Source organism: Pseudarthrobacter sp. RHLT3-21 (assembly GCF_059383495.1).
On sequence record NZ_JBWZCI010000004.1, the window covers coordinates 100,152 to 122,961 of the forward strand.

The following is a 22,810-nucleotide window of genomic DNA, read 5'->3' on the forward strand; positions in this document are numbered from 1 at the left end:
CGAAAGGCACCACCATGTCCAGGGCATCCGAGCGTGGAGCCGTCGCGGTCGAGTTTGCGATCGTGGCGCCCCTCTTGGTCATGCTGCTCCTGGGCATCATGGAGTTCAGCCGGGCGTACAACGCCCAGGCCTCACTCTCCGCCGCCGCTCGTGAAGGGGTCCGGGCCATGGCCATCTCCAAAAACCCAGCAGATGCCAAGACAGCAGCAAAAAGCACGGCGGTTTCGCTGCAGCCGGGGCTGGCGGACACAGACATCGCCTTCAAGAACCTCGATACAGGCACCGCCACCTGTGCACCGGGCAACCGTATGACCATCACCATCACCTACAGCCTGTCCACCATGACAGGAATAGCCGGCCCATTCGCGATGACTGGAAAGGGCGCCATGCTATGCGGCGGCTGACGCGATCCAGGTCAGGGTACGACGGCGAACGGGGCGCCGTGAGCGTGATCGTCGCCCTACTGCTCGTGGCACTGTTGGGGTTCGGAGCCATGGCTGTGGACGTCGGCATGCTCTACTCCGAACGGACCCAGCTCCGGAACGGAGCCGACGCGGCTGCCTTGGCAATCGCCCAGAAGTGCAGCCGCAACACCAGCGATGTGGACTGCTCCACCACCTCGTCCTTGGCAGCAGGCCTCACCAACTTCAACGCCACGGACGGCCTCAGCCACATCAAGTCCACTCTGCTCGACAAGACCAACCGCACCGTGTCCGTCACAGTCGGGGCCCAGGAAGCCGGCCACACCCCAAACCAGGTTTCCCTCTTCTTCGCCCGCGTCCTTGGTTTGAACACCGCGGAAGTCACGGCCAGCTCTTCGGCCCAATGGGGTACGCCCTCCAAGGGACCAGTCATTCTGCCGCTGGCGATTGCCTACTGCAAGCTGGACCTCACGCCAGGTTCCACATCAGGCACTGTACAGGTGCTGGAACAGGCCGTACATGGATGCGGTGGGATTCCCGGCGGATTCGGGTGGATAGGTGGCTCCAGAACGAAATGCGCGGTGACGTTAACGGCAGGTCTCGCGAACAATCCAGGAATCTGGTTCGACAGCGACACCGGCGCCAGCGCTCCGACGGTGTGCACGGCTGCCGACTTCAGCCAGATGAACGATCAGACGGTGCTTTTACCGCTCTACGACCTGGCCACTGGCACCGGGTCCGCCGGCAAGTACTACGTCAAGGGTTTCGCCGCCTTCCACGTCACCGGATACCACTTTGCAAACTTCAGCTGGACGTCCGGCGGGACAATCCAGAACAAAACCATCCGAGGCTACTTCGTTAGGTTCGTCTCCCTTTCCGAGGCTTTCGCGCTCGGCAACACCCCCGACTACGGGACGACGGTTGTCCGTCTCACCCCCTAGCAAGAACCGAAACTACAGGAGCACTCAGTGAAGTCACGTTTGTTGGCAGGAGTGGTGGCAGTCCTGCTGGCCATCGTCGGGGCGGTCATCGTTGTCACCTACGCCCAGGGCGCGGACCAACGGGCTGTCCGTAACCTGGATCCGGTAGGCGTCCTGGTGGTCACCAAAGCCGTGCCGGCCGGCTCTTCGGCAGAGGCCTTGAAGGCCGCCGTGGCACTGCAGCAACTGCCGGGCACCGCCGTCGCGAAGACCGCCCTGAACACCCTGGACGGCTCGGGCGGCAAGGTCACCTCCGCAGACCTTGTCCCCGGCGAGCAGCTGCTGGCCGAACGCCTTGTCTCCCCCGAGGAACTGAAGTCCTCCGGATCCGTGCCGGTGCCGGCAGGCCTGCAGGAAGTCTCCTTCCAGCTCGAGCCGCAGCGCGTCGTCGGCGGCCGCCTTGTACCCGGCGACCACGTGGGCATCTTCATCACTATGCGAGGGGGCGGCGTCGAGTCGAAGCCCGAAAAGGAAACTACGCAACTTTCCATCCACAAGGTCCTCGTGACAGCCGTCCAGCGCGCCCCGGAAGGAGCAGCCGCAAAGCCCGCGCCGTCGGCAACCGACGCGACTGCGCCAGACCCGCGTGACGTTAACCTCCCCACCGGATCCCTGATGATCACAGTGGCCGCCAACGACATCAACGCCAGCAAGATCGTATTCGCATCTGAGCTCCCCGACTTCGCCTCCATCTGGCTCAGTAGGGAACCCCTCGACGCGCAGGACAGCGGACCGCGCATCATGATCCGGCCGGACGTCTACAAATGAGCCGCTTCGTCCTCATCACCCCTGACGTCGACTTCGACGCCCGCCTCCGCCAGGCCGTTGCCGGCGGACTCCAGGGCGGCGTGCAGACATTCTTCACCAGCCTGCTGCCCGCGGACCCCCATGAACTGTTCGCGCACCTGAACCAGGAGCAGCCCGAAGTACTGGTCCTCGGACCGGAAGTGCCCGTCGACGACGCCCTCCGGCTCGCCACCGTGCTGAACGTCAGCTTCCCCGAACTCAGCGTCATTCTGGCCACCGAACCCGATCCCAGCTTCCTCCTGCATGCCATGCGTGCCGGCATCCGGGACATCGTCCCCCCGGACTCCGATGCGGCGCAGATCCGCGTACTCCTGGAACGCGCCAGCCAGTCCTTCGCCAGCCGGCAACGCACACTGGCGCCCGCGCAGACAACGGAATCCGGCAAGGGCCTGGTCATCGGCGTCTTCTCGCCCAAAGGAGGCGTAGGCAAGACCACCATTGCCACCAACATCGCCATAGGCCTGGGCAAAGTGGCGCCCATGAGCGTCGTCATCGTGGACCTGGACCTCCAGTTCGGGGACGTCGCCTCGGGGCTCTACCTTGACCCCGAGCACACTGTCACGGATGCGGTCTCCCCCGCCGCCAGCCAGGACTCCCTGGTCCTCAAGGCCTTTCTTACCGTCCACCCGGGCAGCATCTATGCCCTCTGCGCCCCGCCCACTCCCATCGACGCCGACGAGATCACACCCGACCAGATCAGCCGGCTGCTCGAACAGCTGTCCGAGCAGTTCCAATACGTGGTGGTGGACACCGCGCCCGGACTGCCGGAAATCGGGCTCGCGGCCATGGAAAAATGCACCGATGTGGTCTGGGTCAGCGGCATGGACATCCCCAGTGTTCGTGGCCTGCGGTCCGGGCTGGATATCCTGCGCCAACTGGACATCCTTCCCGAGACCCGGCACGTGGTGCTGAACATGGCTGACGCCAAGAACGGCCTCACGGTCCAGGACCTCGAGTCGACCATGGGCGCGCCCGTTGATGTGAGCATCCCGCGGTCCCGCGCCGTTGCCATGTCCACAAACCGGGGAATCCCTGTCCTCCAGGAACCGGTCAAAGACCCCGCGACCAAAGGGCTCAACCAGCTCGTGGAACGGTTCAACCCGGCGTGGCGGGCCAAGTCCCAGCGCAAACTGCACCGAAGGGTAGTGGTCTAGATGAAACTTTCAGAGCGCATCAGCGCTGCCCAGGCGAAAACCCAGGCCGGTCACCAGCCTGCCCCAGTGCGGGCATCGTCCCCCACACTCGAGCTCCCGCGCCCGGAAATACCCGCCCAGCGTGTGCAGTGGTTTGAACAGACCCCTGAACAACGGACGACGACGGCGGCACCTCCTGCCGCCGTCGTCGTCGCCGATCATCCGGAGGAGGTGAGAGTCAAACCCCAGCAACCGGTGGACGCCTTTGCCGCCCTCAAGGAAAGGGCCGCAAAGGCCCTTTTTGAGCACCTGGGTGCGCGGTTCAGCGACTCCGCCATCACGGAACTCGAACTGAAGTCATCGGCCAAGGACGAACTCACCCGGATCATCGATGCCGAGCAGGTGCCGCTCTCCGCCGAGGAACGTACACGCCTGGTCCAGGACGTGGCCGATGACGTCCTGGGCTACGGTCCGCTTCAGCGGTTGCTGGATGATCCCGCGGTCACCGAAATCATGGTCAACCGGATGGACCAGATCTACGTGGAGCGTAAAGGGCACCTCACCCTGGCGGATTCCCGGTTCAGCTCCGAGGAGCACCTGCGCAAGGTCATCGAACGCATCGTGTCCAAGGTGGGGCGCCGCATTGATGAGTCCTCGCCGCTCGTGGACGCCCGGCTCGAAGACGGTTCTCGCGTGAACGCCGTGATCCCTCCCCTGGCCGTGGGCGGATCATCGCTGACCATCCGTAAGTTCAGCAAGGTCCCGCTCACCGTCCGGAACCTCATCGATTTCGGCACCCTGACGCCGGAAATGGCGGAACTGCTCAACGCCTGCGTCAAAGCCAAGCTCAACATCATCGTGTCCGGCGGAACGGGTACCGGCAAAACCACGCTGCTTAATGTCCTGTCCTCCTTCCTGCCGGCCAACGAACGCATCGTGACCATCGAGGATGCCGTGGAACTCCAGATCCAGCAGGACCATGTGGTCCGGCTTGAGAGCCGCCCGCCCAACACCGAGGGCAAAGGCGAAGTGACCATCCGCGAACTCCTCCGGAACTCCCTGCGTATGCGCCCTGACCGCATTGTGGTGGGCGAGGTCCGTGGCGGTGAATCCCTGGACATGCTGCAGGCCATGAACACCGGCCACGACGGCTCCCTTTCCACCGTGCACTCCAACTCGCCGCGCGACGCCGTCGCCCGCTTGGAAACGCTGGTGCTGATGGCCGGCATGGATCTGCCGTTGCGGGCCATCCGTGAACAGATTGCCTCGGCCGTGAACCTCATTGTGCAGATCTCGCGCCTGCGCGACGGGTCCCGCCGCATCACCCATGTGACCGAGGTCCAGGGCATGGAAGGCGACATTGTGACTCTCCAGGATGCCTTTGTCTTCGACTACTCGGCCGGAGTGGACGCCCACGGGCGCTTCCTCGGCAAGCCCGTGGCCACAGGAATCCGGCCACGGTTCATCGACCGCTTCGAGGACCTGGGGATCCACGTTTCGCCTGCAGTCTTCGCCACTCCGACGGGCGCCGCCACAGCGGCCGATGGTAAGGGTTAGGCCGCGATGCTGATTATTCTGGGAGCCGCACTCCTCCTCTTTGCCCCTATCCTGGTGGGCGTGGCGCTGGTGCTGCCGCGAATCCCCGACATAGCGCTGGACCGGCGCCGCCCGTATGAGGCAGAGCCGCCGTCGGGCCTTACCCGGCTGGCCGGCGCCACCGTGGGAGCCCTGGACAGGTTCCTGGCAACCAGGAACGTCCGGCTCTATAACCGCGACGCTCTGGAGAATGCCGGCGTCCGCCTCAGCCAGGCTGAATTCATGGTGCTGGTGATTGCCGGCGCCATCGTGGGGGCCCTGGTGGGGCTGGTGATCGGCGTATCTTTTGTCTCGGTTCTGTTGGTCATCCTGGCGCCCGTCGTCGGTAACGTCCTGCTGGGAATCCTTGCGGGCAAACGGCGGGCCAAATTCGATCAGCAGCTGGGTGACACGCTGCAGCTCCTGTCCGGCGGGTTGCGGGCCGGGCACAGCATTCTGCGTGCCATCGACGCAGCCGCCGCCGAGTCGCAGAGCCCCACCTCCGAAGAGATGCGCCGCGTCATCACCGAGACCAGCCTGGGCCGCGACCTGCTGGATTCCCTGACTGACACGTCAGAGCGGATGCACAACGAGGACTTCGTCTGGATCGCCCAGGCCATCCAGATCAACCGCGAAGTAGGCGGAAACCTGGCGGAAGTCCTGGACCAGGTCAACGAAACGATCCGCGAGCGCAGCGAGATCAAGGGGCACATCAAGTCCCTTGCCGCGGAGGGCAAATTCTCCGCCTACATCCTCATCGCCATGCCGATCGGCATCGTGCTGATGCTGATGACAGTCAACCCGGGCTACATGAACTCGATGTTCACCCACCCGCTGGGGTGGGGCATGATCGGGGCTTCGGTCATCCTCATGACCATCGGCAGCCTGTGGATGCGCAAAATCATCGACCTGAAGTTCTGAGGCTGCGATGAGCCCTCTCGTAATTTCCTCGCTGCTGCTGGTCTCCCTGCCCATCGGCTACCTGGCGTGGGCTGTCCTCTCCGTGGACCGGAAGGCACGGACTGCCACGGTGGCCATCCTGAACCGGGGCCGACGGTCTGCCGAGGCGCCTGAGAAGAAATCCGCAGGCTTGCTGGCCGGCATCGGCTACCGCCTGACGCCACCGGCCTACGTCCGCAAACTGGACAGGCTGCTGGCGCTCGCCGGACGGCCAAGCGGCTGGCCGTTGAGCCGAATCCTCATGGCCAAGCCGGCGCTGGGCCTGGTAGGAACCTCGCTGTTTGTCCTGATCAGCATGAGCAGCCCTCAGCCCATGCTGAAGCTCGCGGGCTTTTTCCTCCTCTTTCTGGGCTATTTCATCCCGGACCTGATGCTGTACAGCAAGGGCCTGGAGCGCCAGAAGGCCATGCAGCTGGAACTGGCCAACACCCTGGACCAGATGCTGATCTCGGTAGAGGCGGGGCTCGGCTTCGAAGGGGCCATGGCCCGCGCAGGCGAAAACGGCAAAGGACCACTTGCCGACGAACTGGTCCGCACCCTGCAGGACATGCAGGTGGGCCGTAGCCGGCGTGAATCTTACCAGGCACTGGCCGAGCGGACCAGCATCCCGGAACTGCGAAGCTTCGTCCAGGCCGTGGTCCAGGCCGACACCTACGGCATCGCCATCAGCCGGGTGCTGCGGATCCAGGCGAAAGTCATGCGCGTCAAACGCCGCCAGCGTGCCGAGGAAAAGGCCATGAAACTTCCCGTGATGATCCTTTTTCCGCTGCTGTTCTTTATCTTTCCCGTGCTCTTCATCGCCATTCTGGGGCCAGCGGTTATCAACACAGTTGTCACATTCAGCGGGCAATAGCCCCGGAAAATCTCGCGCAAGGATGACTCAAGGTTTCCACAGGTTCGACCTAAAACGGACTCCCAAGTAACTACAGGAAGTAGCCTTGAAGCATGGATAGTCCACGTCTCACCTCCGGCAGCGGGGGTGTCCCTGCCGAGCCGTCGGCTGCGGGGGCTGCTGCGGGCGTGGGCACTGGCCTGCCGAAAATGGGCGAGGAGCCCGTGCGATGGGTCGAACCGGACATCCTGGCGGAGCTGGAAGAAGAGCTGGACGGCCCCGAACTTGCCCTTGGATTCGCCCGCGATTACGCGTCTTTGTGGGACCAGCGCTTCAGCCGGCTGGCCGCAGCGGTCCACACCGAGGACCGCCCCGTTGCATTGGACGCCGTCATCAGCCTGCGGATCGCTTCAGCCATGGTGGGCGGGATCCGGTTGTCCGTTCTGGCCCAAGCGCTGGAGGATGCCATCCGCCGCAGCGACTTCGTCCAAGGCCAGGCACTGCTGGCAACCGTGGCCGAGCACGGCGTGCGTACAGTCTCAGAGCTCCAGGCGAACTACATCCTCAAAAACGACTAGTGATCCGCCCCCGGCCAGCCCTGCAGGTCGGTCCTGTTCGGTGCGAGCCGGTAGCCCACTCCCCGCACGGTCTGGAGCCAGCGCGGTGACTGTGGATCCTCCCGCAGCTTGCGGCGAAGGTTCCCCACGTGGACTTCCACGGCCCGTTCGTCAGCCTCACTGATGTAGGCATCGGCCTCATAAAGGTCACCCCGGACCGCGCGCACCAGATCCAACCGCGTGCACACTGCGCCCTCGCCGCGGAGCAAAGTGTGCAGGAGGTCGAACTCGCTGCGTGTGAGCCCGAGGTTGGCCTCACCAATCACCACCGTGCGGGTCCGGTAGTTCAGAATGAGCCCGTTGTGCTGGAGAACGCCCGTGTGGGCGAACGTTACCGGCGCAGCCGGAGGTGAAGCCCATGAAGCAGCTTCGGGTGGAGTGGTGATCTCATGGCGCGGCCTGCGCATCATGGCCGCCACCCTGGCCCGGAGTTCACGCGGCCGGAAGGGTTTGGCGATGTAGTCGTCCGCGCCGGCGTTCAGGGCCGAGAGCAAATCGGGTTCCTCGGTCCGGCCTGTCAGCATGACTACATAGGCATCGCTGAAATTCCGGATCCGCCGCAGGACCTCGAAACCGTCAATGTCCGGAAGGCCGATGTCCAGCGTGACCACCTGGGCCTTGTTATCCCGTACCACCTCAACGCCCGCCCGCCCCTCGGCGGCAGTATGGACCTCAAATCCGGCCTGACGCAGGATCCCCTCCAGGAGATTCCGTACGTCGGCGTCGTCTTCAATGACTACTGCTACCCCAAGATCTTCCATGTGTATCCCTGTTGCCAGGTGGAAAAGGTCCCCATCAGCCCAGCGCTAATCCCCTCATCCACTCCAACTCTCTATACGGTACAAGTATGAACGGCGGATGACACGCCTTCCCGCGTTTAGTTTTGGAAAGTCAATTACCATGACAGGGCATACACATTAGGATTCAGAGCGTTGCTGGCGCTGCCCTTCGAAACCCGCCCCGGTGGTTGAGCCTGTCGAAACCCCAGTGATTGAGCCCGTCGAAACCCCGGCCCGGTGGTCGAGCTTGTCAGTAACCCCACGCCCGTTTTCCACATACGCGTTCTCGCACTCTTGAACGCTCGGAATTCGGTGAAGAATCGTCACATGCCATTTGCCTATATGCTCCGATGCTCAGACGGCTCCTACTACGTGGGCAGCACTGTGAATATGGAAATGCGCTTCGCGCAAACGTCAATCGGGTGAAGGGGCCGCCTACACACGCCGCCGTAGGCCGGTGGAGCTCGTTTGGATTGAAGAGTTCAGCCGTGTCGACCAGGCGTTTACCCGGGAAAGGCAGGTTCAAGGTTGGAGCCGCGCCAAGCGGGAAGCCCTCATAAGCGGCCGATGCAGCGACTTGCCTGGACTTTCTGCCGCACCTGGCAGGCGAGCGATTCCGTAGGGTTTCGACGGGCTCAACCACCGAGCCCGGTTTCGACAGGCCCGGTTTCGACAGGCTCAACCACCGGCTCGGTTACTGACAGGCTCAACCACCGGACTCGGTTTCGACAGGCTCAACCACCGGACCGGCTCAGTGCTTGCGGACAGCCCTCGTCAGCTCAGCACGCGCCAGCATCTCGTCGTCGGACGGGTAGGCCACTTCCTCAAGGACCAGCGGGTGCGGGGCGGCCAGGACGGACTTGGCGTCACGCTTCTTGGCCAGCAGCCGCTCATGCAGCCAGCCGGGCTCCTCGATGCCCTCGCCCACGAACAGGGCCGAGCCAACCAGGGACCGCACCATGTTGTGGCAGAACGCGTCGGCCTGGACTGTGGCCACGATGACGCCGTCTTCACTGCGGTGGAACTCGAAGCGCTGCAGCTCACGGACGGTGGTGGCACCCTCCCGCGGCTTGCAGTAGGACAGGAAGTTCTGCAGCCCCAGCAGCTGCATGGCACCCGCGTTCAACAGGTCCACGTCCAGCGGGCTCTGGTGCCAGAGCGTGAAGTACCGTTCGAGTGGATCCCACAGGGCAGGACCGTCCGCGATGCGGTAGCTGTAGCGCCGCCAGAGTGCAGAGAACCTGGCATCGAACCCCATGGGTGCCAAGGACACCAGGTGGACTTCGATAGCCCCGCTCAGGTCCCCCAGCCCCCGGCTGAGGGCGCCACGAATCCGCCGTAGGAACGCCACGGCGGGATCCAGTTCGTGCCCGCGCGGTAGCTTCAGCCACTCGGCCTCGGTCAGGTCCAGGTGGACCACCTGGCCGCGGGCGTGCACGCCGGCGTCGGTACGTCCCGCCACGGTGACCCGGATGGGCCGGCGGATCAACAACGCCAGCGCCTCTTCCAGGATCCCTTGGACGGTCCGCAATCCGGGCTGCACTGCCCACCCGTTGAAGGGACCGCCGTCGTACGATAAATCAAACCGGACACGCAAAAACCCGCTGCCCCCCAAAACGGGGGCAGCGGGTTTTTGGTCGTTCATAGACATAAGTCTACTTGAGCGTCAGAGCCTGATTACTCAGCTTCGACGGCCTGAGCAGCTTCGCCACCGGCAGGCACGAAGCCTGCGGCTGCGGCGGACTCGGCAGAGTCGAACCAAATTTCAGCAACCGTGGCGTCGTACCAGCGTGAGCCGGGAACGTGGTACTTCATGGAGTCCTCGTTGCCCTTGACCTCGAAGCCCTCAGGGGCGACGTTGTCAGCCGTAGCAGGCTTGGAGCCGGCGTACTTGGCTTCGGCAGCTTCGGTCTCAGCAGCTTCAGTTTCGACAGGCTCAGCAACCGGAGCAGCCTTGGCGGCAGCCTGGGTAGCCTCGGTCACAACGGCCTGCTTGGCGGAAACCGGCTCGAGAACCAGTTCGATGACAGCCATGGGAGCGTTGTCGCCCTTACGGTTGCCGATCTTGGTGATGCGGGTGTAGCCGCCGTCGCGGTTCTCCACTGCCTGTGCAATGTCGGTGAACAGCTCGTGGACGATGCCCTTGTTGCTGATCAGGCCGAGTACACGGCGGCGGGAAGCCAGGTCGCCACGCTTGGCGAAAGTCACCAGACGCTCGGCGTACGGCTTCAGTCGCTTGGCCTTGGTCACCGTGGTGGTGATCCGCTTGTGCTCGAACAGTGCGGCGGACAGGTTCGCGAGCATAAGACGCTCGTGAGCCGCTCCGCCTCCGAGGCGCGGACCCTTAGCGGGGGTAGGCATAATAGTTTCTCCTCATATGGAAGCCAGTGGGCTGCGCACACCGTGGTGCATCCAGCCAGCCGGCCAAGATCTGTTTGTTAGAGTTCGTCGTCGCCGAAGGCGGCGTCGTCCTCTTCAATTGCTGCGGCGCGTGCTGCGAGGTCAAAACCGGGAGGCGAGTCCTTGAGGGACAGGCCCAGTTCAACCAGCTTTGCCTTGACCTCGTCAATGGACTTCGCACCGAAGTTACGGATGTCCATGAGGTCAGCCTCGGAGCGTGCAACGAGTTCACCCACGGTGTGGATGCCCTCACGCTTGAGGCAGTTGTAGGAACGGACGGTGAGGTCCAGATCCTCGATCGGCAGTGCCATGTCTGCTGCCAGGGCAGCATCCGTCGGCGACGGGCCAATCTCGATACCTTCAGCTGCGGTGTTCAGCTCGCGGGCCAGACCGAAGAGTTCCACCAGGGTGGTACCTGCGGAAGCAACAGCATCGCGCGGGGCGATGGCCTGCTTGGTCTCGACGTCGACAATGAGCTTGTCGAAGTCGGTGCGCTGCTCAACACGGGTTGCTTCCACGCGGAAGGTAACCTTCAGGACCGGCGAGTAGATCGAGTCGACCGGGATACGGCCGATCTCGGAGTCGCCGGACTTGTTCTGAGCTGCCGAAACGTAGCCGCGGCCGCGCTCGATGGTCAGTTCGAGTTCGAACTTGCCCTTCGAGTTCAGCGTGGCAATGTGCAGATCCGGGTTGTGGAATTCGACGCCGGCCGGCGGAGCAATGTCCGCGGCGGTGACGACTCCGGGGCCCTGCTTGCGCAGGTAAGCCACAACCGGCTCGTCGTGCTCGGAGGAAACCGACAGGCTCTTGATGTTCAGGATGATCTCAGTGACATCTTCCTTGACACCCGGAACCGTGGTGAACTCGTGCAGCACGCCATCGATCCGGATGCTGGTTACAGCGGCACCGGGGATGGAGGAGAGCAGGGTACGGCGGAGGGAGTTTCCGAGGGTGTAACCGAAGCCCGGTTCCAGCGGTTCAATGATGAAACGCGAGCGGTTATCGGAGACTACCTCTTCGGAGAGGGTGGGGCGCTGTGCAATGAGCACTTAGGTTTCCTTTCGGCGAGCATCCGCTATATGACGCAACACAGGTGGTGGAAATTCGGTCTGAAGACTTAACGCGGCGGGGCTTGCCCGGACCATTGACGGTCCGGGCAAGCTCAAGCTGCTGGAAAAGCCTTAGACGCGGCGGCGCTTCGGCGGACGGCAGCCGTTGTGCGCTGCGGGGGTGACGTCCTGGATGGAGCCAACCTCCAGGCCAGCGGCCTGCAGCGAGCGGATTGCGGTCTCGCGTCCGGATCCCGGTCCCTTGACGAAAACGTCAACCTTGCGCATGCCGTGCTCCTGCGCACGCTTGGCAGCAGCTTCGGCAGCCATCTGGGCTGCGAACGGGGTGGACTTGCGTGAGCCCTTGAAGCCAACCTCACCTGAGGAAGCCCAAGAGATAACAGCGCCGTTCGGGTCCGTGATGGACACGATGGTGTTGTTAAAAGTGCTCTTGATGTGCGCCTGGCCCAGCGCGATATTCTTTTTGTCCTTCTTACGCGGCTTGCGAACCGCGCCACGAGTCTTCGGGGGCATTTTTTCTCCTACAGAAAGTTATTGGGGGAAGACGAGTCAATCCCGAGGGATTTAACGAGCCTTCTTCTTGCCTGCAACGGTGCGCTTCGGACCCTTACGGGTACGTGCGTTCGTCTTCGTACGCTGTCCGCGCACTGGCAGGCCCTTGCGGTGGCGAATACCTTCGTAGCTGCCGATTTCAACCTTGCGGCGGATATCAGCTGCTACTTCGCGGCGAAGGTCACCCTCAACCTTGTAGTTGCCTTCAATGTAGTCACGAAGTTCTACCAGCTGGGCATCGGTGAGGTCCTTAACGCGGACGTCAGCGCTGATGCCAGTGGCAGCCAGGGTTTCGTGTGCACGGGTCTTGCCCACGCCGTAGATGTAAGTAAGCGCAATTTCCAACCGCTTTTCGCGGGGAATGTCTACGCCAGCGAGACGAGCCATAGAGGCAGTGCTCCTTGAATAAACCGGAGGTCGTAGGCAGTACACCCGCACGTTCTGTGCGGCCCCAGCCTCCGACCGGGGGTTAGCTGTCCGGGCTCATACGTCCCAGTTCAGCTTGTGCTGCCTTTTATTTACTTGCGTGGGTTAGCAACCCAGGATTTCCCTCAGGAGGGAAATTAGCCCTGGCGCTGCTTGTGGCGCGGGTTCTCGCAGATCACCATGACCCGGCCATTACGGCGGATCACTTTGCACTTTTCGCAGATCTGCTTGACGCTCGGCTTGACCTTCATGGCATTCCTTTGCGTGTGGCAGTTGGTCAACTGGAGCAGCCGTCAGCTCATGCTGAGGCCGCCCAGAATTTACTTGTAGCGGTAGACGATACGACCCCGAGTGAGGTCATAAGGGCTCAGTTCCACCACTACCCGGTCCTCAGGGAGAATCCTGATGTAGTGCTGGCGCATCTTGCCTGAGATGTGCGCGAGTACGATGTGCTTGTTGGTCAGCTCAACGCGAAACATCGCGTTAGGCAGCGCCTCAGTCACAACGCCTTCGATCTCAATGACCCCGTCCTTCTTGGCCATACCCTCCGCTAACTGTTGTTGCCGCAGCCCTGCCGGATTGCACCGGACATGACCACGAACGTTTTTGTTGGATCGGTTATCGCCTCCGGCCCCAAACAGGGCACAGCTGGGCAGACAACCAACAAACCACTTTACTGTAAGTGTGTAGAAAGTCCAAACTAAATATGAAAGTACACACCCTACCGGGTGATTGAGCTTGCCGCGATCCCGTCGAGGATCGCCAAGCGTACGACGTCGGCTGCCGCACTCTGCAGGGTAATGAGGCTCACCTGCCGGGCAGTTTCAGTACTCCGGTCCAGCGCCATCTCACCCGTGGCGAGGCAGAACACAGTATCCCCGTCGGCCAGGGTGTGCGAAGGGTTCAGCGCGCGAGCTAATCCAGCATGCGCCGCAGAAGCAGTCCGATAGCACTCGGCGGGGTCCAAGACTGCGTTCGTAGCCACAACAACCAGCGTCGTGTTAAGGGCCGGTGGGCCGCCATCTCGGTCGGCAGGTTCCGGAACCCGGAAGCGCGCGTCTAAGGGAGGAACGACCGAGCGCGCGGAGGGTTGCGGCTCCTGCCGCCCGTCGACGATCGGGAAGCCAAGTGCGTTCACCACGGCCAATGCCCCCACAACCACGCCGTTCTCAAGCGTGACCGATGCCGTACCCACGCCACCTTTGAACTGTCCGCGTCCGATCATCGCTCCGGTGCCGGCGCCCACACTGCCGCGTCCGACGTCGTGCCCGTCCTTTTCGGCAGCGGCGGCAACGGTCGCCGAGTAGCCCATGTCCGCCGTCGGGCGCGCTGAGAAGTCGCCTCCCCGGCCCAGGTCGAAGATGGCGGCAGCGGGGACGATCGGCACCACTCCCCCGGTGACAGCGAAGCCCCGGCCGTTCTCCTCGCACCATAACTGCGCGCCGTGGGCCGAGACGAGACCGTACGCGCTGCCGCCGGTGAGGACAACGGCGTCCACCGTGGACACCAGCGTGGTGGGGTCCAAGGCATCAGTCTCGTGCGTACCCGGGCCCCCGCCCCGGACGTCCACCGACCCGACGGTGCCAGGCGGCGGCAGCACCACGGTGACGCCAGCCAGCCAGCCGTCGTCGGTCCTCTGCGCGTGGCCGACCCTGATCCCAGGCACATCCGTGATTGCTCCCATGCCACCATTCTGCCTTGCGCCTCATTACCGGACATCCGCTGCGGTTTCGGACATCCGCCCTGGGGTCCGGGGCGCGCCCGTCCGAAACCGGCGCGGATCTCGCGGCGGACCGTGGGCTTCAATCACCGGGAAGCCAACGTTCCGTGAACGGGCTCCGAAGCCTGGGACAACAATCCGCTGGGAGGCCGCATCTGGTCCCGTCCGGCATCGATGATGTGATGGAGTGATCTCAAATCCGTTCCAGCCCCTGCCGTCGCAGGCTTTCCGATTGAGATCCATGACACCACAGCTCACCGCCAAACCGGGCAGTTCCCCCGCGCAGACGGCCACCGCCAGAGCACAGGACCAGGCCGGCACTCTGCCCCGGAACCGCAACCGCTGGTCGCGCCGGAAACGCGCGGACTTCTTCGTGTTCCTGGCGCTGGCCCTGCCGAACCTGCTGCTCATCGCGGTGTTCACGTACGTCCCGCTGTTCAACAACCTCTACTACTCCACGCTGAACTGGACGCTCGGCTCCTCGTCGGCCGCCGTCGTGGGGCTGGACAACTACGTCACGTTCTTCACCAGCGCGGATGCCGGCCGGGTCCTTGGCACCACCGCCGCGTTCACGGCCGCAACCGTGGGCGGCTCCATGGTGCTGGGCCTGCTGGTGGCGCTGGCCCTGAACTCGAAGGTCCGCGGTACCACCTTTGCCCGATCGGCCGTCTTCGCACCGTATGTGCTGTCCGGTGTTGGTGTGGGCCTGGTGTGGCTGTTCATCTTTGATCCCGGCTACGGTGTGCTGGCCTGGATCCTTCGGGGCTTCGGACAGCAGAGTCCGCAGTGGATCAACGATCCGGAGCTCTCGCTGGTGATGGTCATCATCGTGTACGTCTGGAAGAACCTGGGCTACTGCGCGGTGGTGTTCCTGGCCGGGCTGCAGTCCCTGCCGCAGGACGTGATGGAGGCGGCGTCGCTGGACGGCGCCAGCAGTTTCCGGCGCTTCGTCAGCATGTCGCTGCCGCTGCTCTCCCCCACCACGTTCTTCCTGCTGATCACCACCATGCTGAGCTCGCTCCAGGCCTTTGACCTCATCCGGATCATGACGCCCCTGGGCAGCGGCACCAGCACCCTCATCTACGAGGCCTACCTCCAAGCCTTCGGCGCCTACAACCGCGCAGGCTATTCCGCCGCCATCTCGGTGGTCCTGTTTGTCATCCTGCTGGTCATCACAGTGCTGCAGCTGCGGTTCATCGAAAAGAAGGTGCACTACTCGTGAGCGCTCCCGCCCCCGCCGCCCTCCGGCCGGACCCTTCAACGCCCGACGCCGTCCCGCCCCGCGAGCGGCCGTTCTCCCGTGCGAACCTGGCCAGGACAGTCGCTGCCGGATATGCGCCGCTGGCCGTCGCCGTCCTGGTGGTTTTCCTGCCGCTGCTCTGGATGGTGCTGAGCTCCTTCAAACAGGCCGGCGAAATCGTCACCCTGGATCTGCAGGTGCTCCCGGCAGCCCTGGACCCGGAGAACTATCGGGTGGCCATGACCACGGTCCCGTTCGGGCAGTTCTTCCTGAACAGCACCATCGTCACGGTGGTGGGCGGCGGCATCAAAGTGATCCTTGCCCTGCTGACCGCCTATGCCCTGGTGTTTGTACGCTTTCCGTTCAAAAACCTCATCTTCGTCCTGATCCTGGTGGCCCTGATGGTTCCCGCGCAGGTGTCCATCCTGCCGAACTACATCCTGATCGCCGGAATGGGCGGAAAGAACACCCTGTGGGGCATCGTCCTGCCCGGCCTCGGCACTGCCTTCGGGACGTTCCTGCTGCGCCAGCACTTCCTCACCCTGCCCGGGTCCATCCTGGAATCCGCAGAGATCGACGGCGCCGGCCACTGGCGTCGGCTCTGGCAGATCGTGGTTCCGGTGTCTGTTCCGTCCATTGCAACGGTTGCCTTGGTCACCGTAGTGAGCGAATGGAACGAGTACATCTGGCCGCTGATCATCACTGACAAACCCGAAAGCATGACCCTTCCAGTGGGCCTGACCCTGCTGCAGAACTCCGAAAGCAACGGCGCAGGCTGGGGAATCATGATGGCCGGCGCCGTCCTCGTGATCGTCCCCATCCTGGTCATCTTCGCCATGCTCCAGCGCTACATCGTCGCGGGCCTGACCCAGGGCAGCGTGACCGGCTAACCTCCGGCGAGCAACGCCGTCGGGCCTTGGCGTCGGGCATTGGCGTCGGACATTGGCGCCAGCCATCCAAACCATCCATCCACCGCATCCAGCACTACCGACGCACCCAACGAAAGGCAGCACCATGTCCTTTACCCTTGATCGACGGTTCTTCCTCACCCTGGCCGGCGCCGGGGCAGGCGCCGCAGCGCTGTCCGCCTGTGGCGGCCCGTCAACAACGCCCGGCGCCGCGGTGACAACTGTTGCCGACATCGACTTCAGCGGCGTCAAGCCGGCCGACTCCATCGACTTCTGGTCCAACCACCCGGGCAAGTCGCAGGACGTGGAAAAGAGCATCATCGAGAAGTTCCATGCCAAGTACCCGGACATCAAGGTGAACCTGGTGACGGCCGGCGCCAACTACGAGGAAATCGCCCAGAAGTTCCAGACCGCCCAGGCCGCCAAGTCAGGCCTTCCCTCGCTGGTGGTCCTCTCCGACGTCTGGTGGTTCCGCTACTACCTGAACGAGAGCATCATCCCGCTCGATTCCCTGGTCAAGCAGCTGGACGTCAAGCTGGACGACTTCCGCACCTCGCTGGTGGACGACTACAAGTACGACGGCAAACAGTGGGCCCTCCCCTACGGCCGGTCCACGCCCCTGTTCTACTACAACAAGGACCACTTCGCCGCGGCAGGCCTGCCGGACCGGGCACCCACCACGTGGCAGGAATTCGCCGGCTGGGCCCCCAAGCTCAAGGCAGCTTCGGGCGCCCAGTACGCTTTTATGCACCCCGCTCTCGCCGGCTACGCGGGCTGGACCCTGCAGAACAACCTGTGGGGCGAAGGCGGCGGCTGGTCCAAGGATTGGGATATCACCTGTGATTCAGCCGAGTCCGTGGCGGCACTGCAGGCGGCCCAGGATTCCGTGTACAAGGACGCCTGGGCTGGCGTCTCCTCGAAGGAATCAGCCGACGACTTTGCCGCTGGCCTGGCCTCGGCCACGTTGTCTTCCACGGGCTCACTGATCGGCATCCTGAAGTCCGCCAAGTTCAACGTGGGCGTCGGCTTCCTGCCGGGCGGCTCCAAGGTCACCTCAGGCGTGTGCCCCACCGGCGGCGCCGGCCTGGGCATCCCCAGCGGTGTCACCAAGGAAGAGCAGCTGGCGGCCGCCATGTTCCTGCAGTTCATGACCGAGCCGGAGAACACCGCGACGTTCTCGGCCGCGACCGGCTACATGCCCACGCGGACCTCCGCCGACATGACCGCCGTGCTGGCCAACACCCCGCAGATCAAGATCGCGATGGACCAGCTGGCGGTGACCAAGGTCCAGGACAACGCGCGCGCGTTCCTGCCGGGCGCCGACCAGGAGATGGCCAAGGCTGCCGCCAGGATCCTGACCCAGGAGGGCGACGTGAAGGCCGTCATGACCGAGCTGAAGGCAACGCTCGAGGGAATCTACACCAAGGACGTCAAGCCGAAGCTCAAGGCCTGACCGATAGGCCGCGGTGGGCACGTCACCTGCCGCGGCCCCAGCCCAAGTAGGTAGCGCTATGTGTCGTTTTGACCCCTCATAACGACACTTAGCGCTACCTACTTTGGGTTAAGGGATCGGAACGGGCACGACGCCGAGCGGCACCAGGTGCTCCGCTCCGCCGTCGGGCGCTGAGAGTACCCAGATCCCCTTTTCGTGGACGGCAACCGAGTGCTCCCACTGGCAAGAGCGCTTGCCGTCGGTGGTGACAATGGTCCAGTCGTCCTCCAGCACGGCGGTTTCGATGCTGCCACGGACCAGCATGGGCTCGATGGCCAGGCACAGTCCGGGCTTGATCTTGGGGCCGCGGTGGCTGGTGCGGTAGTTCAGGACATCCGGAGCCATATGCATCTCGGAGCCGATGCCGTGGCCCACGTAGTCTTCCAGGATGCCCAGCGGCTTGCCCGGCACGGAGGAGACGTAGTCGTCGATGGCTGCGCCGATATCGCCCACGTGGGTTCCCGTGGCCAGCGCGGTGATGCCGCGCCACATTGCGGCGTGGGTGACGTCGGAGAGCCGCTGGTCCTCGGGGTCAACATTGCCCACAATCACGGTCCGTGCAGAGTCGGAGTGCCAGCCGTCAACAATCGCGCCGCCGTCGATCGAGATGATGTCGCCGTCGTTGAGGACCTTGCCGCCGGGGATGCCGTGCACCACTTCCTCGTTCACGGAGGTGCAGATGGTGGCGGGGAAGCCGTGGTAGCCAAGGAAGTTCGACTTGGCGCCCGCCTCGTTCAGCACTGCCGCGAAGACGTCGTCGAGCTGCTTGGTGGTCACGCCGGGAGCGGCGGCCGCCACTGCGGCGTCCAGCGCGCGGCTCAGCACCAGCCCGGCGTCGTGCATGGTGCGCATCTGGGCGTTGGTCTTGTATTCGATACGGGGCTGGCCGAAGGCCATGGTGTGTCCTCTCAATGGCTGAGGCCCCTCCCGGATGCCGGGAGGAGCCTCGAAAAGCTGGTGTGCCTGGCTTAGGCGGCCTGGGCTGCCTTGATCGCCTGCATCACGCGGTCGGTGACCTCGTCGATGCCGCCGATGCCGTCAACCTGGGTCAGGATGCCGCGTTCGGCATACTTGGCCACAACGGCCTCGGTCTGCTCGTGGTACAGGTCCAGGCGGTGGCGGATAACGGCTTCGTTGTCGTCGCTCCGGCCGGTTTCCTTGGCACGGCCCAACAGGCGGGAGACGAGTTCCTCGTCGTCGGCCGTGAGCTGCAGCACGACGTCGAGCTTTTCTTCGCTGTTCGCGAGGATACCGTCCAGGTAGTCCACCTGCGCGGTGGTGCGCGGGTAGCCGTCCAGGAGGAAGCCGTTTTCGACGTCGGACTCGCTGAGGCGGTCGCGGACCATCTTGTTGGTGACCATGTCCGGAACGAAATCCCCGGCGTCCATGTACTTCTTGGCTTCGATGCCAAGAGGAGTTTCGCCCTTCACGTTGGCGCGGAAGATATCACCGGTGGAAATCGCCACGACGCCGAGGCGCTCGGAAATGCGTTCCGCTTGCGTTCCTTTTCCGGAACCGGGGGGTCCAATAATCAACATTTTCGTCATCGCAAAAGCCCTTCGTAGTGACGTTGCTGTAGCTGCGCATCTATTTGCTTGACGGTTTCAAGGCCAACGCCCACCATGATCAGGATCGAGGTGCCACCGAACGGGAAGTTCTGGTTCGCGTTGATCAGTACCAGTGCCACCAGCGGAATCAGCGCCACGAAGCCCAGGTACATGGCTCCGGGCAGCGTGATCCGGGAGAGCACGTACTGCAGGTAGTCCGCGGTCGGTTTTCCGGCACGGATACCCGGGATGAAACCGCCGTACTTCTTCATGTTGTCGGAGACCTCTTCAGGGTTGAAGGTGATCGCGACGTAGAAGTAGGTGAAGAACACGATCATGGCGAAGTACAGCGCCATATAGATCGGATGGTCTCCTCGGGTCAGGTTGTTGTTGATCCACTCAACCCACGGCGCGAGCGCCTCACCCGCTTTGGGCTGGTTGAACTGTGAGATCAGTCCCGGCAGGTAGAGCATGGACGATGCGAAGATCACGGGGATCACGCCTGCCATGTTCACCTTGATGGGGATGTAGGTGCTGGTGCCGCCGACGGTCCGGCGTCCGATCATCCGCTTGGCGTACTGCACCGGGATACGGCGCTGGGACTGCTCCACAAACACCACCAGGGCAACCGTTACCAGGCCGATGATCAGGACCAGGAAGAAGGTTCCCGGTCCCTGCGAGCTCCAGATGGCACCGAGCGAGGTGGGGAACTGCGCCGCGATGGAGGTGAAGATGAGCAGCGACATGCCGTTGCCCACACCCTTTTCGGTGACGAGTTCGCCCATCCACATGATGAGCCCGGTACCGGCGGTCAGCGTGATGATCAGCAGGATAGTGGTGATGATGCTGCTGTCAGGAATGATCGGCAGTGCACAGCCCGGAAGCAACTGGCCTGAACGTGCCAGCGACACCAGCGTCGTTGCGTTCAGAAGGCCCAGGGCAATGGTGAGGTACCGCGTGTACTGGGTGAGCTTGGACTGCCCGGAGGCGCCCTCCTCGTACAGCTCCTGGAACCGGGGAATGACCACCCGGAGCAGCTGCACAATGATGCTTGCCGTGATGTACGGCATGATGCCCAGCGCGAAGATGGACACCTGAAGCAAGGCACCGCCGCTGAACAGGTTGACGAGCTGATAGAGCCCGCCTGCGGTCTGACCGTTCTGCAAGCATTGCTGGACATTCTGGTAGTTCACACCAGGCGAGGGGATGAATGCACCCAAGCGGAAGATTGTGATGATTGCCAGCGTGAACAACAACTTGCGTCGCAGATCAGGCGTGCGAAAGGCCCGGCCAAATGCGCTAAGCAAGCGTCCTCCTGTTGTGTTTATAAGCGTGGTGTGATGGGGGTCAATAAATCCCAACAACCGAGTCTAACGGGTGGATTGGCCATGCGAATAATCCGCGAGGCCGCATTTGCGGTGAACAGGCGGAAATAGTCGGCTGGCGGATGCGAAAAAACTCCCGGCGTGCAGGGCCCTGAAGGCCTTGCACACCGGGAGTTCACAACGGGCATTCGCCCACCGTCTGCTAGAGAGCGGTGGTGCTTCCGCCTGCTGCTGCAATCTTTTCTGCGGCGCTGGCCGAGAATGCGTGGACGGTGACGTCAACCTTGACGGTGATGTCGCCGGTGCCAAGCACCTTGACGGGCTGGTTCTTACGAACGGCACCCTTCTCGACCAGGTTCTCCACGGTGACTGCGCCACCTTCCGGGAACAGCTCGTTGAGCTTGTCCAGGTTTACAACCTGGAACTCAACCCGGAACGGGTTCTTGAAGCCGCGCAGCTTCGGCAGGCGCATGTGCAGCGGCAGCTGGCCGCCGGCAAAGCCAGCCTTGATCTGGTAGCGGGCCTTCGTACCCTTGGTACCGCGACCAGCGGTCTTACCCTTGGAACCTTCACCACGACCAACGCGGGTCTTGGCGGTCTTGGCACCCGGGGCGGGACGCAGGTGGTGAACCTTCAGTGCGTTCTGCTTCTCAGCAGCGGCGCCCTGTGCCTTTTCGGCGGTGTTCTTCTCTGCCATTTACTTCGCCTCCTCTACCTTTACCAGGTGCGGAACCGTGTTGAGCATTCCAACAGTCACGGCATCGGCGGTCCGGACAACGGTGTGTCCGATCCGCTTCAGGCCGAGGGACCGAAGGGTGTCGCGCTGGTTCTGCTTGCCGCCAATGGCGGACTTGATCTGAGTGATCTCCAACTGGGAGTCGGAGGGAATCAGGTTCTTAGCCATGGCTTAGACACCCGCCTTCTGGTTCAGGATTGCCTTCACCATTGCCGGCGGAGCAACCTCGTCCAGCGGCAGGCCGCGGCGTGCTGCCACTGCTGCCGGCTCTTCGAGCTGCTTCAGCGCCGCAACCGTCGCGTGAACGATGTTGATGGCGTTGGAGGAACCCAGCGACTTGGAGAGGATGTCGTGGATCCCCACGCACTCCAAGATGGCGCGGACCGGACCACCGGCAATAACACCGGTACCGGCCGAGGCCGGACGCAGCATTACGACGCCTGCAGCGGCCTCACCCTGAACGCGGTGCGGGATGGTGTTGCCAATGCGGGGAACGCGGAAGAAGGACTTCTTGGCCTCTTCAACGCCCTTCGCGATAGCGGCAGGAACTTCCTTAGCCTTGCCGTAGCCCACGCCGACCATGCCGTTACCGTCACCAACGACGACCAGAGCGGTGAAGCTGAAGCGACGACCACCCTTGACCACCTTGGAAACGCGGTTGATGGTGACAACGCGTTCAATGAACTGGCTCTTCTCGGCTTCACGGCCGCCGTCACGGCCACCACGGCCGCCACGGCCGCCTTCGCGACCGCCCTGGCCCTTGTCGCCACGCTCGCCACGACGAGCGCCACCACGGCGGTCATCGGCAGCAGCTGCGGGCGCAGTGGTCTCAGTGGCCGGAGCAGCTACGGCTTCAGTCGCCTTCTGATCTGCAGACACAGTGTCCTTTTCCTTGTTTGCTTCCGTCACAGTGACAGCCCACCTTCACGTGCACCGTCAGCGACGGCGGCGATCCGGCCGTGGTACTTGTTACCACCGCGGTCGAAGACAACAGCTTCGATACCGGCAGCCTTGGCACGAGCGGCAACGAGCTCGCCAACGCGCTTGGCCTTGGCAGTCTTGTCGCCTTCGAATGCACGAAGGTCGGCTTCCAGTGTGGAGGCGCTCGCTACGGTCAGGCCCTTGGTGTCATCGACAACCTGGACGAATACGTGGCGTGCGGAGCGGTTGACGACCAGACGAGGACGTACAGCCGTGCCGGAGATGCGCTTGCGGATACGAAGCTGGCGGCGGCTGCGCGAAGCAGACTTGCTCTTGTTCGTACGCTTCTTGTTAATTGAGATGGCCAT

28 protein-coding genes are annotated in these 22,810 nt (G+C 63.3%); 12 read left to right on the plus strand and 16 right to left on the minus strand.

Annotation, left to right across the window (positions count from 1 at the left end; all coding sequences use genetic code 11):
• Nucleotides 1-14 precede the first annotated feature (14 nt).
• The 8 genes from AC50YA_RS06155 to AC50YA_RS06190 all read left to right on the plus strand — a co-directional run bounded on the left by AC50YA_RS06155 (nucleotide 15) and on the right by AC50YA_RS06190 (nucleotide 7,287).
• Nucleotides 15-404, plus strand: a complete 390-nt coding sequence (locus AC50YA_RS06155) for a TadE/TadG family type IV pilus assembly protein (protein WP_494981456.1) — start codon at nucleotides 15-17, stop codon at nucleotides 402-404.
• Complete coding sequence (locus AC50YA_RS06160; RefSeq protein ID WP_494981457.1) at nucleotides 392-1,363, plus strand: pilus assembly protein TadG-related protein; 972 nt, start codon at nucleotides 392-394, stop codon at nucleotides 1,361-1,363. The genes AC50YA_RS06155 and AC50YA_RS06160 overlap by 13 nt, the downstream gene beginning before the upstream one ends.
• Nucleotides 1,364-1,390: 27 nt before the next feature.
• Nucleotides 1,391-2,170, plus strand: a complete 780-nt coding sequence (cpaB, locus tag AC50YA_RS06165) for a Flp pilus assembly protein CpaB (RefSeq protein WP_494981458.1) — start codon at nucleotides 1,391-1,393, stop codon at nucleotides 2,168-2,170.
• Nucleotides 2,167-3,363 (plus strand): CpaE/TadZ family protein, encoded by a 1,197-nt coding sequence (locus AC50YA_RS06170; RefSeq protein WP_494981459.1) that lies wholly within the window; start codon nucleotides 2,167-2,169, stop codon nucleotides 3,361-3,363. Before cpaB ends, AC50YA_RS06170 begins: the two co-directional genes overlap by 4 nt.
• A complete protein-coding gene (locus AC50YA_RS06175; protein WP_494981460.1) occupies nucleotides 3,364-4,899 on the plus strand; it encodes a TadA family conjugal transfer-associated ATPase in 1,536 nt (511 codons plus the stop codon).
• A gap of 6 nt (nucleotides 4,900-4,905) precedes the next feature.
• Nucleotides 4,906-5,838, plus strand: coding sequence for a type II secretion system F family protein (locus AC50YA_RS06180; protein ID WP_494981461.1), 933 nt, complete (start codon nucleotides 4,906-4,908; stop codon nucleotides 5,836-5,838).
• 7 nt (nucleotides 5,839-5,845) lie between these two features.
• Nucleotides 5,846-6,730 (plus strand): type II secretion system F family protein, encoded by an 885-nt coding sequence (locus AC50YA_RS06185; RefSeq protein ID WP_494981462.1) that lies wholly within the window; start codon nucleotides 5,846-5,848, stop codon nucleotides 6,728-6,730.
• A 92-nt stretch (nucleotides 6,731-6,822) separates the two neighbouring features.
• A complete protein-coding gene (locus AC50YA_RS06190) occupies nucleotides 6,823-7,287 on the plus strand; it encodes an Hpt domain-containing protein (RefSeq protein ID WP_494981463.1) in 465 nt (154 codons plus the stop codon).
• On the opposite strand, the gene AC50YA_RS06195 is transcribed toward AC50YA_RS06190, so the two are convergent.
• Nucleotides 7,284-8,087, minus strand: coding sequence for a response regulator transcription factor (locus AC50YA_RS06195; RefSeq protein ID WP_494981464.1), 804 nt, complete (start codon nucleotides 8,085-8,087; stop codon nucleotides 7,284-7,286). The two genes, AC50YA_RS06190 and AC50YA_RS06195, sit on opposite strands and share 4 nt — an antisense overlap.
• 475 nt (nucleotides 8,088-8,562) lie before the next feature.
• On the opposite strand from AC50YA_RS06195, the gene AC50YA_RS06200 reads away from it, so the two are divergent.
• On the plus strand, nucleotides 8,563-8,727 hold the full coding sequence (locus AC50YA_RS06200; RefSeq protein ID WP_494981465.1) for a hypothetical protein: 165 nt from the start codon (nucleotides 8,563-8,565) through the stop codon (nucleotides 8,725-8,727).
• Nucleotides 8,728-8,856: 129 nt separating this feature from the next.
• Here AC50YA_RS06200 and AC50YA_RS06205 read toward each other — a convergent pair whose 3' ends face one another.
• The 8 genes from AC50YA_RS06205 to AC50YA_RS06240 form a co-directional block, all read right to left on the minus strand.
• Nucleotides 8,857-9,750 carry a tRNA pseudouridine synthase A gene (locus AC50YA_RS06205; RefSeq protein ID WP_494981466.1) on the minus strand — a complete coding sequence of 298 codons (894 nt, stop codon included), beginning with the start codon at nucleotides 9,748-9,750 and terminating at the stop codon, nucleotides 8,857-8,859.
• 32 nt (nucleotides 9,751-9,782) lie between these two features.
• Complete coding sequence (gene rplQ / locus AC50YA_RS06210) at nucleotides 9,783-10,466, minus strand: 50S ribosomal protein L17, sunset domain variant (RefSeq protein WP_494981467.1); 684 nt, start codon at nucleotides 10,464-10,466, stop codon at nucleotides 9,783-9,785.
• A gap of 77 nt (nucleotides 10,467-10,543) precedes the next feature.
• Nucleotides 10,544-11,554, minus strand: a complete 1,011-nt coding sequence (locus AC50YA_RS06215; protein ID WP_056344331.1) for a DNA-directed RNA polymerase subunit alpha — start codon at nucleotides 11,552-11,554, stop codon at nucleotides 10,544-10,546.
• A gap of 132 nt (nucleotides 11,555-11,686) precedes the next feature.
• Nucleotides 11,687-12,088, minus strand: coding sequence for a 30S ribosomal protein S11 (gene rpsK, locus AC50YA_RS06220; RefSeq protein ID WP_018769149.1), 402 nt, complete (start codon nucleotides 12,086-12,088; stop codon nucleotides 11,687-11,689).
• 51 nt (nucleotides 12,089-12,139) lie between these two features.
• The gene (gene rpsM / locus AC50YA_RS06225) at nucleotides 12,140-12,514 is read right to left on the minus strand and encodes a 30S ribosomal protein S13 (RefSeq protein ID WP_028275004.1); all 375 of its coding nucleotides are present in this window, start codon (nucleotides 12,512-12,514) and stop codon (nucleotides 12,140-12,142) included.
• Nucleotides 12,515-12,690: 176 nt separating this feature from the next.
• The gene (rpmJ, locus tag AC50YA_RS06230; protein ID WP_009358722.1) at nucleotides 12,691-12,804 is read right to left on the minus strand and encodes a 50S ribosomal protein L36; all 114 of its coding nucleotides are present in this window, start codon (nucleotides 12,802-12,804) and stop codon (nucleotides 12,691-12,693) included.
• A 69-nt stretch (nucleotides 12,805-12,873) separates the two neighbouring features.
• A complete protein-coding gene (infA, locus tag AC50YA_RS06235; RefSeq protein ID WP_009358723.1) occupies nucleotides 12,874-13,095 on the minus strand; it encodes a translation initiation factor IF-1 in 222 nt (73 codons plus the stop codon).
• 179 nt (nucleotides 13,096-13,274) lie between these two features.
• Nucleotides 13,275-14,237, minus strand: coding sequence for a P1 family peptidase (locus AC50YA_RS06240; RefSeq protein ID WP_494981468.1), 963 nt, complete (start codon nucleotides 14,235-14,237; stop codon nucleotides 13,275-13,277).
• A gap of 277 nt (nucleotides 14,238-14,514) precedes the next feature.
• On the opposite strand from AC50YA_RS06240, the gene AC50YA_RS06245 reads away from it, so the two are divergent.
• The 3 genes from AC50YA_RS06245 (at nucleotide 14,515) to AC50YA_RS06255 (ending at nucleotide 17,874) form a co-directional block, all read left to right on the plus strand.
• Complete coding sequence (locus AC50YA_RS06245; RefSeq protein ID WP_494981469.1) at nucleotides 14,515-15,495, plus strand: carbohydrate ABC transporter permease; 981 nt, start codon at nucleotides 14,515-14,517, stop codon at nucleotides 15,493-15,495.
• Nucleotides 15,492-16,403, plus strand: a complete 912-nt coding sequence (locus AC50YA_RS06250; RefSeq protein ID WP_494981470.1) for a carbohydrate ABC transporter permease — start codon at nucleotides 15,492-15,494, stop codon at nucleotides 16,401-16,403. Before AC50YA_RS06245 ends, AC50YA_RS06250 begins: the two co-directional genes overlap by 4 nt.
• A gap of 124 nt (nucleotides 16,404-16,527) precedes the next feature.
• Nucleotides 16,528-17,874: an ABC transporter substrate-binding protein gene (locus tag AC50YA_RS06255; protein WP_494981471.1), complete on the plus strand. Its 1,347-nt coding sequence runs from the start codon at nucleotides 16,528-16,530 to the stop codon at nucleotides 17,872-17,874.
• A gap of 108 nt (nucleotides 17,875-17,982) precedes the next feature.
• Here the strand turns inward: AC50YA_RS06255 and map are convergent, their stop codons facing one another.
• From map to rplR, 7 genes are all read right to left on the minus strand, one after another.
• Entirely contained in the window at nucleotides 17,983-18,810 is an 828-nt protein-coding gene (gene map / locus AC50YA_RS06260) for a type I methionyl aminopeptidase (protein ID WP_494981472.1), read from the minus strand.
• Nucleotides 18,811-18,881: 71 nt separating this feature from the next.
• Nucleotides 18,882-19,451, minus strand: a complete 570-nt coding sequence (locus AC50YA_RS06265; protein ID WP_494981612.1) for an adenylate kinase — start codon at nucleotides 19,449-19,451, stop codon at nucleotides 18,882-18,884.
• A gap of 5 nt (nucleotides 19,452-19,456) precedes the next feature.
• Nucleotides 19,457-20,767, minus strand: coding sequence for a preprotein translocase subunit SecY (gene secY, locus AC50YA_RS06270; protein WP_494981473.1), 1,311 nt, complete (start codon nucleotides 20,765-20,767; stop codon nucleotides 19,457-19,459).
• Nucleotides 20,768-20,987: 220 nt separating this feature from the next.
• Nucleotides 20,988-21,482, minus strand: coding sequence for a 50S ribosomal protein L15 (gene rplO / locus AC50YA_RS06275; RefSeq protein WP_058931722.1), 495 nt, complete (start codon nucleotides 21,480-21,482; stop codon nucleotides 20,988-20,990).
• Nucleotides 21,483-21,689, minus strand: a complete 207-nt coding sequence (gene rpmD / locus AC50YA_RS06280; protein WP_013601818.1) for a 50S ribosomal protein L30 — start codon at nucleotides 21,687-21,689, stop codon at nucleotides 21,483-21,485. It abuts the gene before it with no gap.
• A gap of 3 nt (nucleotides 21,690-21,692) precedes the next feature.
• A complete protein-coding gene (rpsE, locus tag AC50YA_RS06285; RefSeq protein WP_160673099.1) occupies nucleotides 21,693-22,430 on the minus strand; it encodes a 30S ribosomal protein S5 in 738 nt (245 codons plus the stop codon).
• Nucleotides 22,427-22,810 carry a 50S ribosomal protein L18 gene (gene rplR / locus AC50YA_RS06290; protein ID WP_056344358.1) on the minus strand — a complete coding sequence of 128 codons (384 nt, stop codon included), beginning with the start codon at nucleotides 22,808-22,810 and terminating at the stop codon, nucleotides 22,427-22,429. The genes rpsE and rplR overlap by 4 nt, the downstream gene beginning before the upstream one ends.

Excerpts from the sequence above, each read along its gene's own strand:
- AC50YA_RS06155 (WP_494981456.1), top strand. The coding sequence starts at position 15 with ATGTCCAGGGCATCCGAGCGTGGAGCCGTCGCGGTCGAGTTTGCGATC.
- AC50YA_RS06160 (WP_494981457.1), top strand. The coding sequence starts at position 392 with ATGCGGCGGCTGACGCGATCCAGGTCAGGGTACGACGGCGAACGGGGC.
- AC50YA_RS06170 (WP_494981459.1), top strand. The coding sequence starts at position 2,167 with ATGAGCCGCTTCGTCCTCATCACCCCTGACGTCGACTTCGACGCCCGC.
- AC50YA_RS06175 (WP_494981460.1), top strand. The coding sequence starts at position 3,364 with ATGAAACTTTCAGAGCGCATCAGCGCTGCCCAGGCGAAAACCCAGGCC.
- AC50YA_RS06180 (WP_494981461.1), top strand. The coding sequence starts at position 4,906 with ATGCTGATTATTCTGGGAGCCGCACTCCTCCTCTTTGCCCCTATCCTG.
- AC50YA_RS06185 (WP_494981462.1), top strand. The coding sequence starts at position 5,846 with ATGAGCCCTCTCGTAATTTCCTCGCTGCTGCTGGTCTCCCTGCCCATC.
- AC50YA_RS06190 (WP_494981463.1), top strand. The coding sequence starts at position 6,823 with ATGGATAGTCCACGTCTCACCTCCGGCAGCGGGGGTGTCCCTGCCGAG.
- AC50YA_RS06195 (WP_494981464.1), bottom strand. The coding sequence starts at position 8,087 with ATGGAAGATCTTGGGGTAGCAGTAGTCATTGAAGACGACGCCGACGTA.
- AC50YA_RS06205 (WP_494981466.1), bottom strand. The coding sequence starts at position 9,750 with ATGAACGACCAAAAACCCGCTGCCCCCGTTTTGGGGGGCAGCGGGTTT.
- rplQ (WP_494981467.1), bottom strand. The coding sequence starts at position 10,466 with ATGCCTACCCCCGCTAAGGGTCCGCGCCTCGGAGGCGGAGCGGCTCAC.
- rpsK (WP_018769149.1), bottom strand. The coding sequence starts at position 12,088 with ATGCCCCCGAAGACTCGTGGCGCGGTTCGCAAGCCGCGTAAGAAGGAC.
- rpsM (WP_028275004.1), bottom strand. The coding sequence starts at position 12,514 with ATGGCTCGTCTCGCTGGCGTAGACATTCCCCGCGAAAAGCGGTTGGAA.
- rpmJ (WP_009358722.1), bottom strand. The coding sequence starts at position 12,804 with ATGAAGGTCAAGCCGAGCGTCAAGCAGATCTGCGAAAAGTGCAAAGTG.
- infA (WP_009358723.1), bottom strand. The coding sequence starts at position 13,095 with ATGGCCAAGAAGGACGGGGTCATTGAGATCGAAGGCGTTGTGACTGAG.
- AC50YA_RS06240 (WP_494981468.1), bottom strand. The coding sequence starts at position 14,237 with ATGGGAGCAATCACGGATGTGCCTGGGATCAGGGTCGGCCACGCGCAG.
- AC50YA_RS06245 (WP_494981469.1), top strand. The coding sequence starts at position 14,515 with ATGACACCACAGCTCACCGCCAAACCGGGCAGTTCCCCCGCGCAGACG.
- AC50YA_RS06255 (WP_494981471.1), top strand. The coding sequence starts at position 16,528 with ATGTCCTTTACCCTTGATCGACGGTTCTTCCTCACCCTGGCCGGCGCC.
- map (WP_494981472.1), bottom strand. The coding sequence starts at position 18,810 with ATGGCCTTCGGCCAGCCCCGTATCGAATACAAGACCAACGCCCAGATG.
- AC50YA_RS06265 (WP_494981612.1), bottom strand. The coding sequence starts at position 19,451 with ATGTTGATTATTGGACCCCCCGGTTCCGGAAAAGGAACGCAAGCGGAA.
- rplO (WP_058931722.1), bottom strand. The coding sequence starts at position 21,482 with ATGGCAGAGAAGAACACCGCCGAAAAGGCACAGGGCGCCGCTGCTGAG.
- rpmD (WP_013601818.1), bottom strand. The coding sequence starts at position 21,689 with ATGGCTAAGAACCTGATTCCCTCCGACTCCCAGTTGGAGATCACTCAG.
- rplR (WP_056344358.1), bottom strand. The coding sequence starts at position 22,810 with ATGGCCATCTCAATTAACAAGAAGCGTACGAACAAGAGCAAGTCTGCT.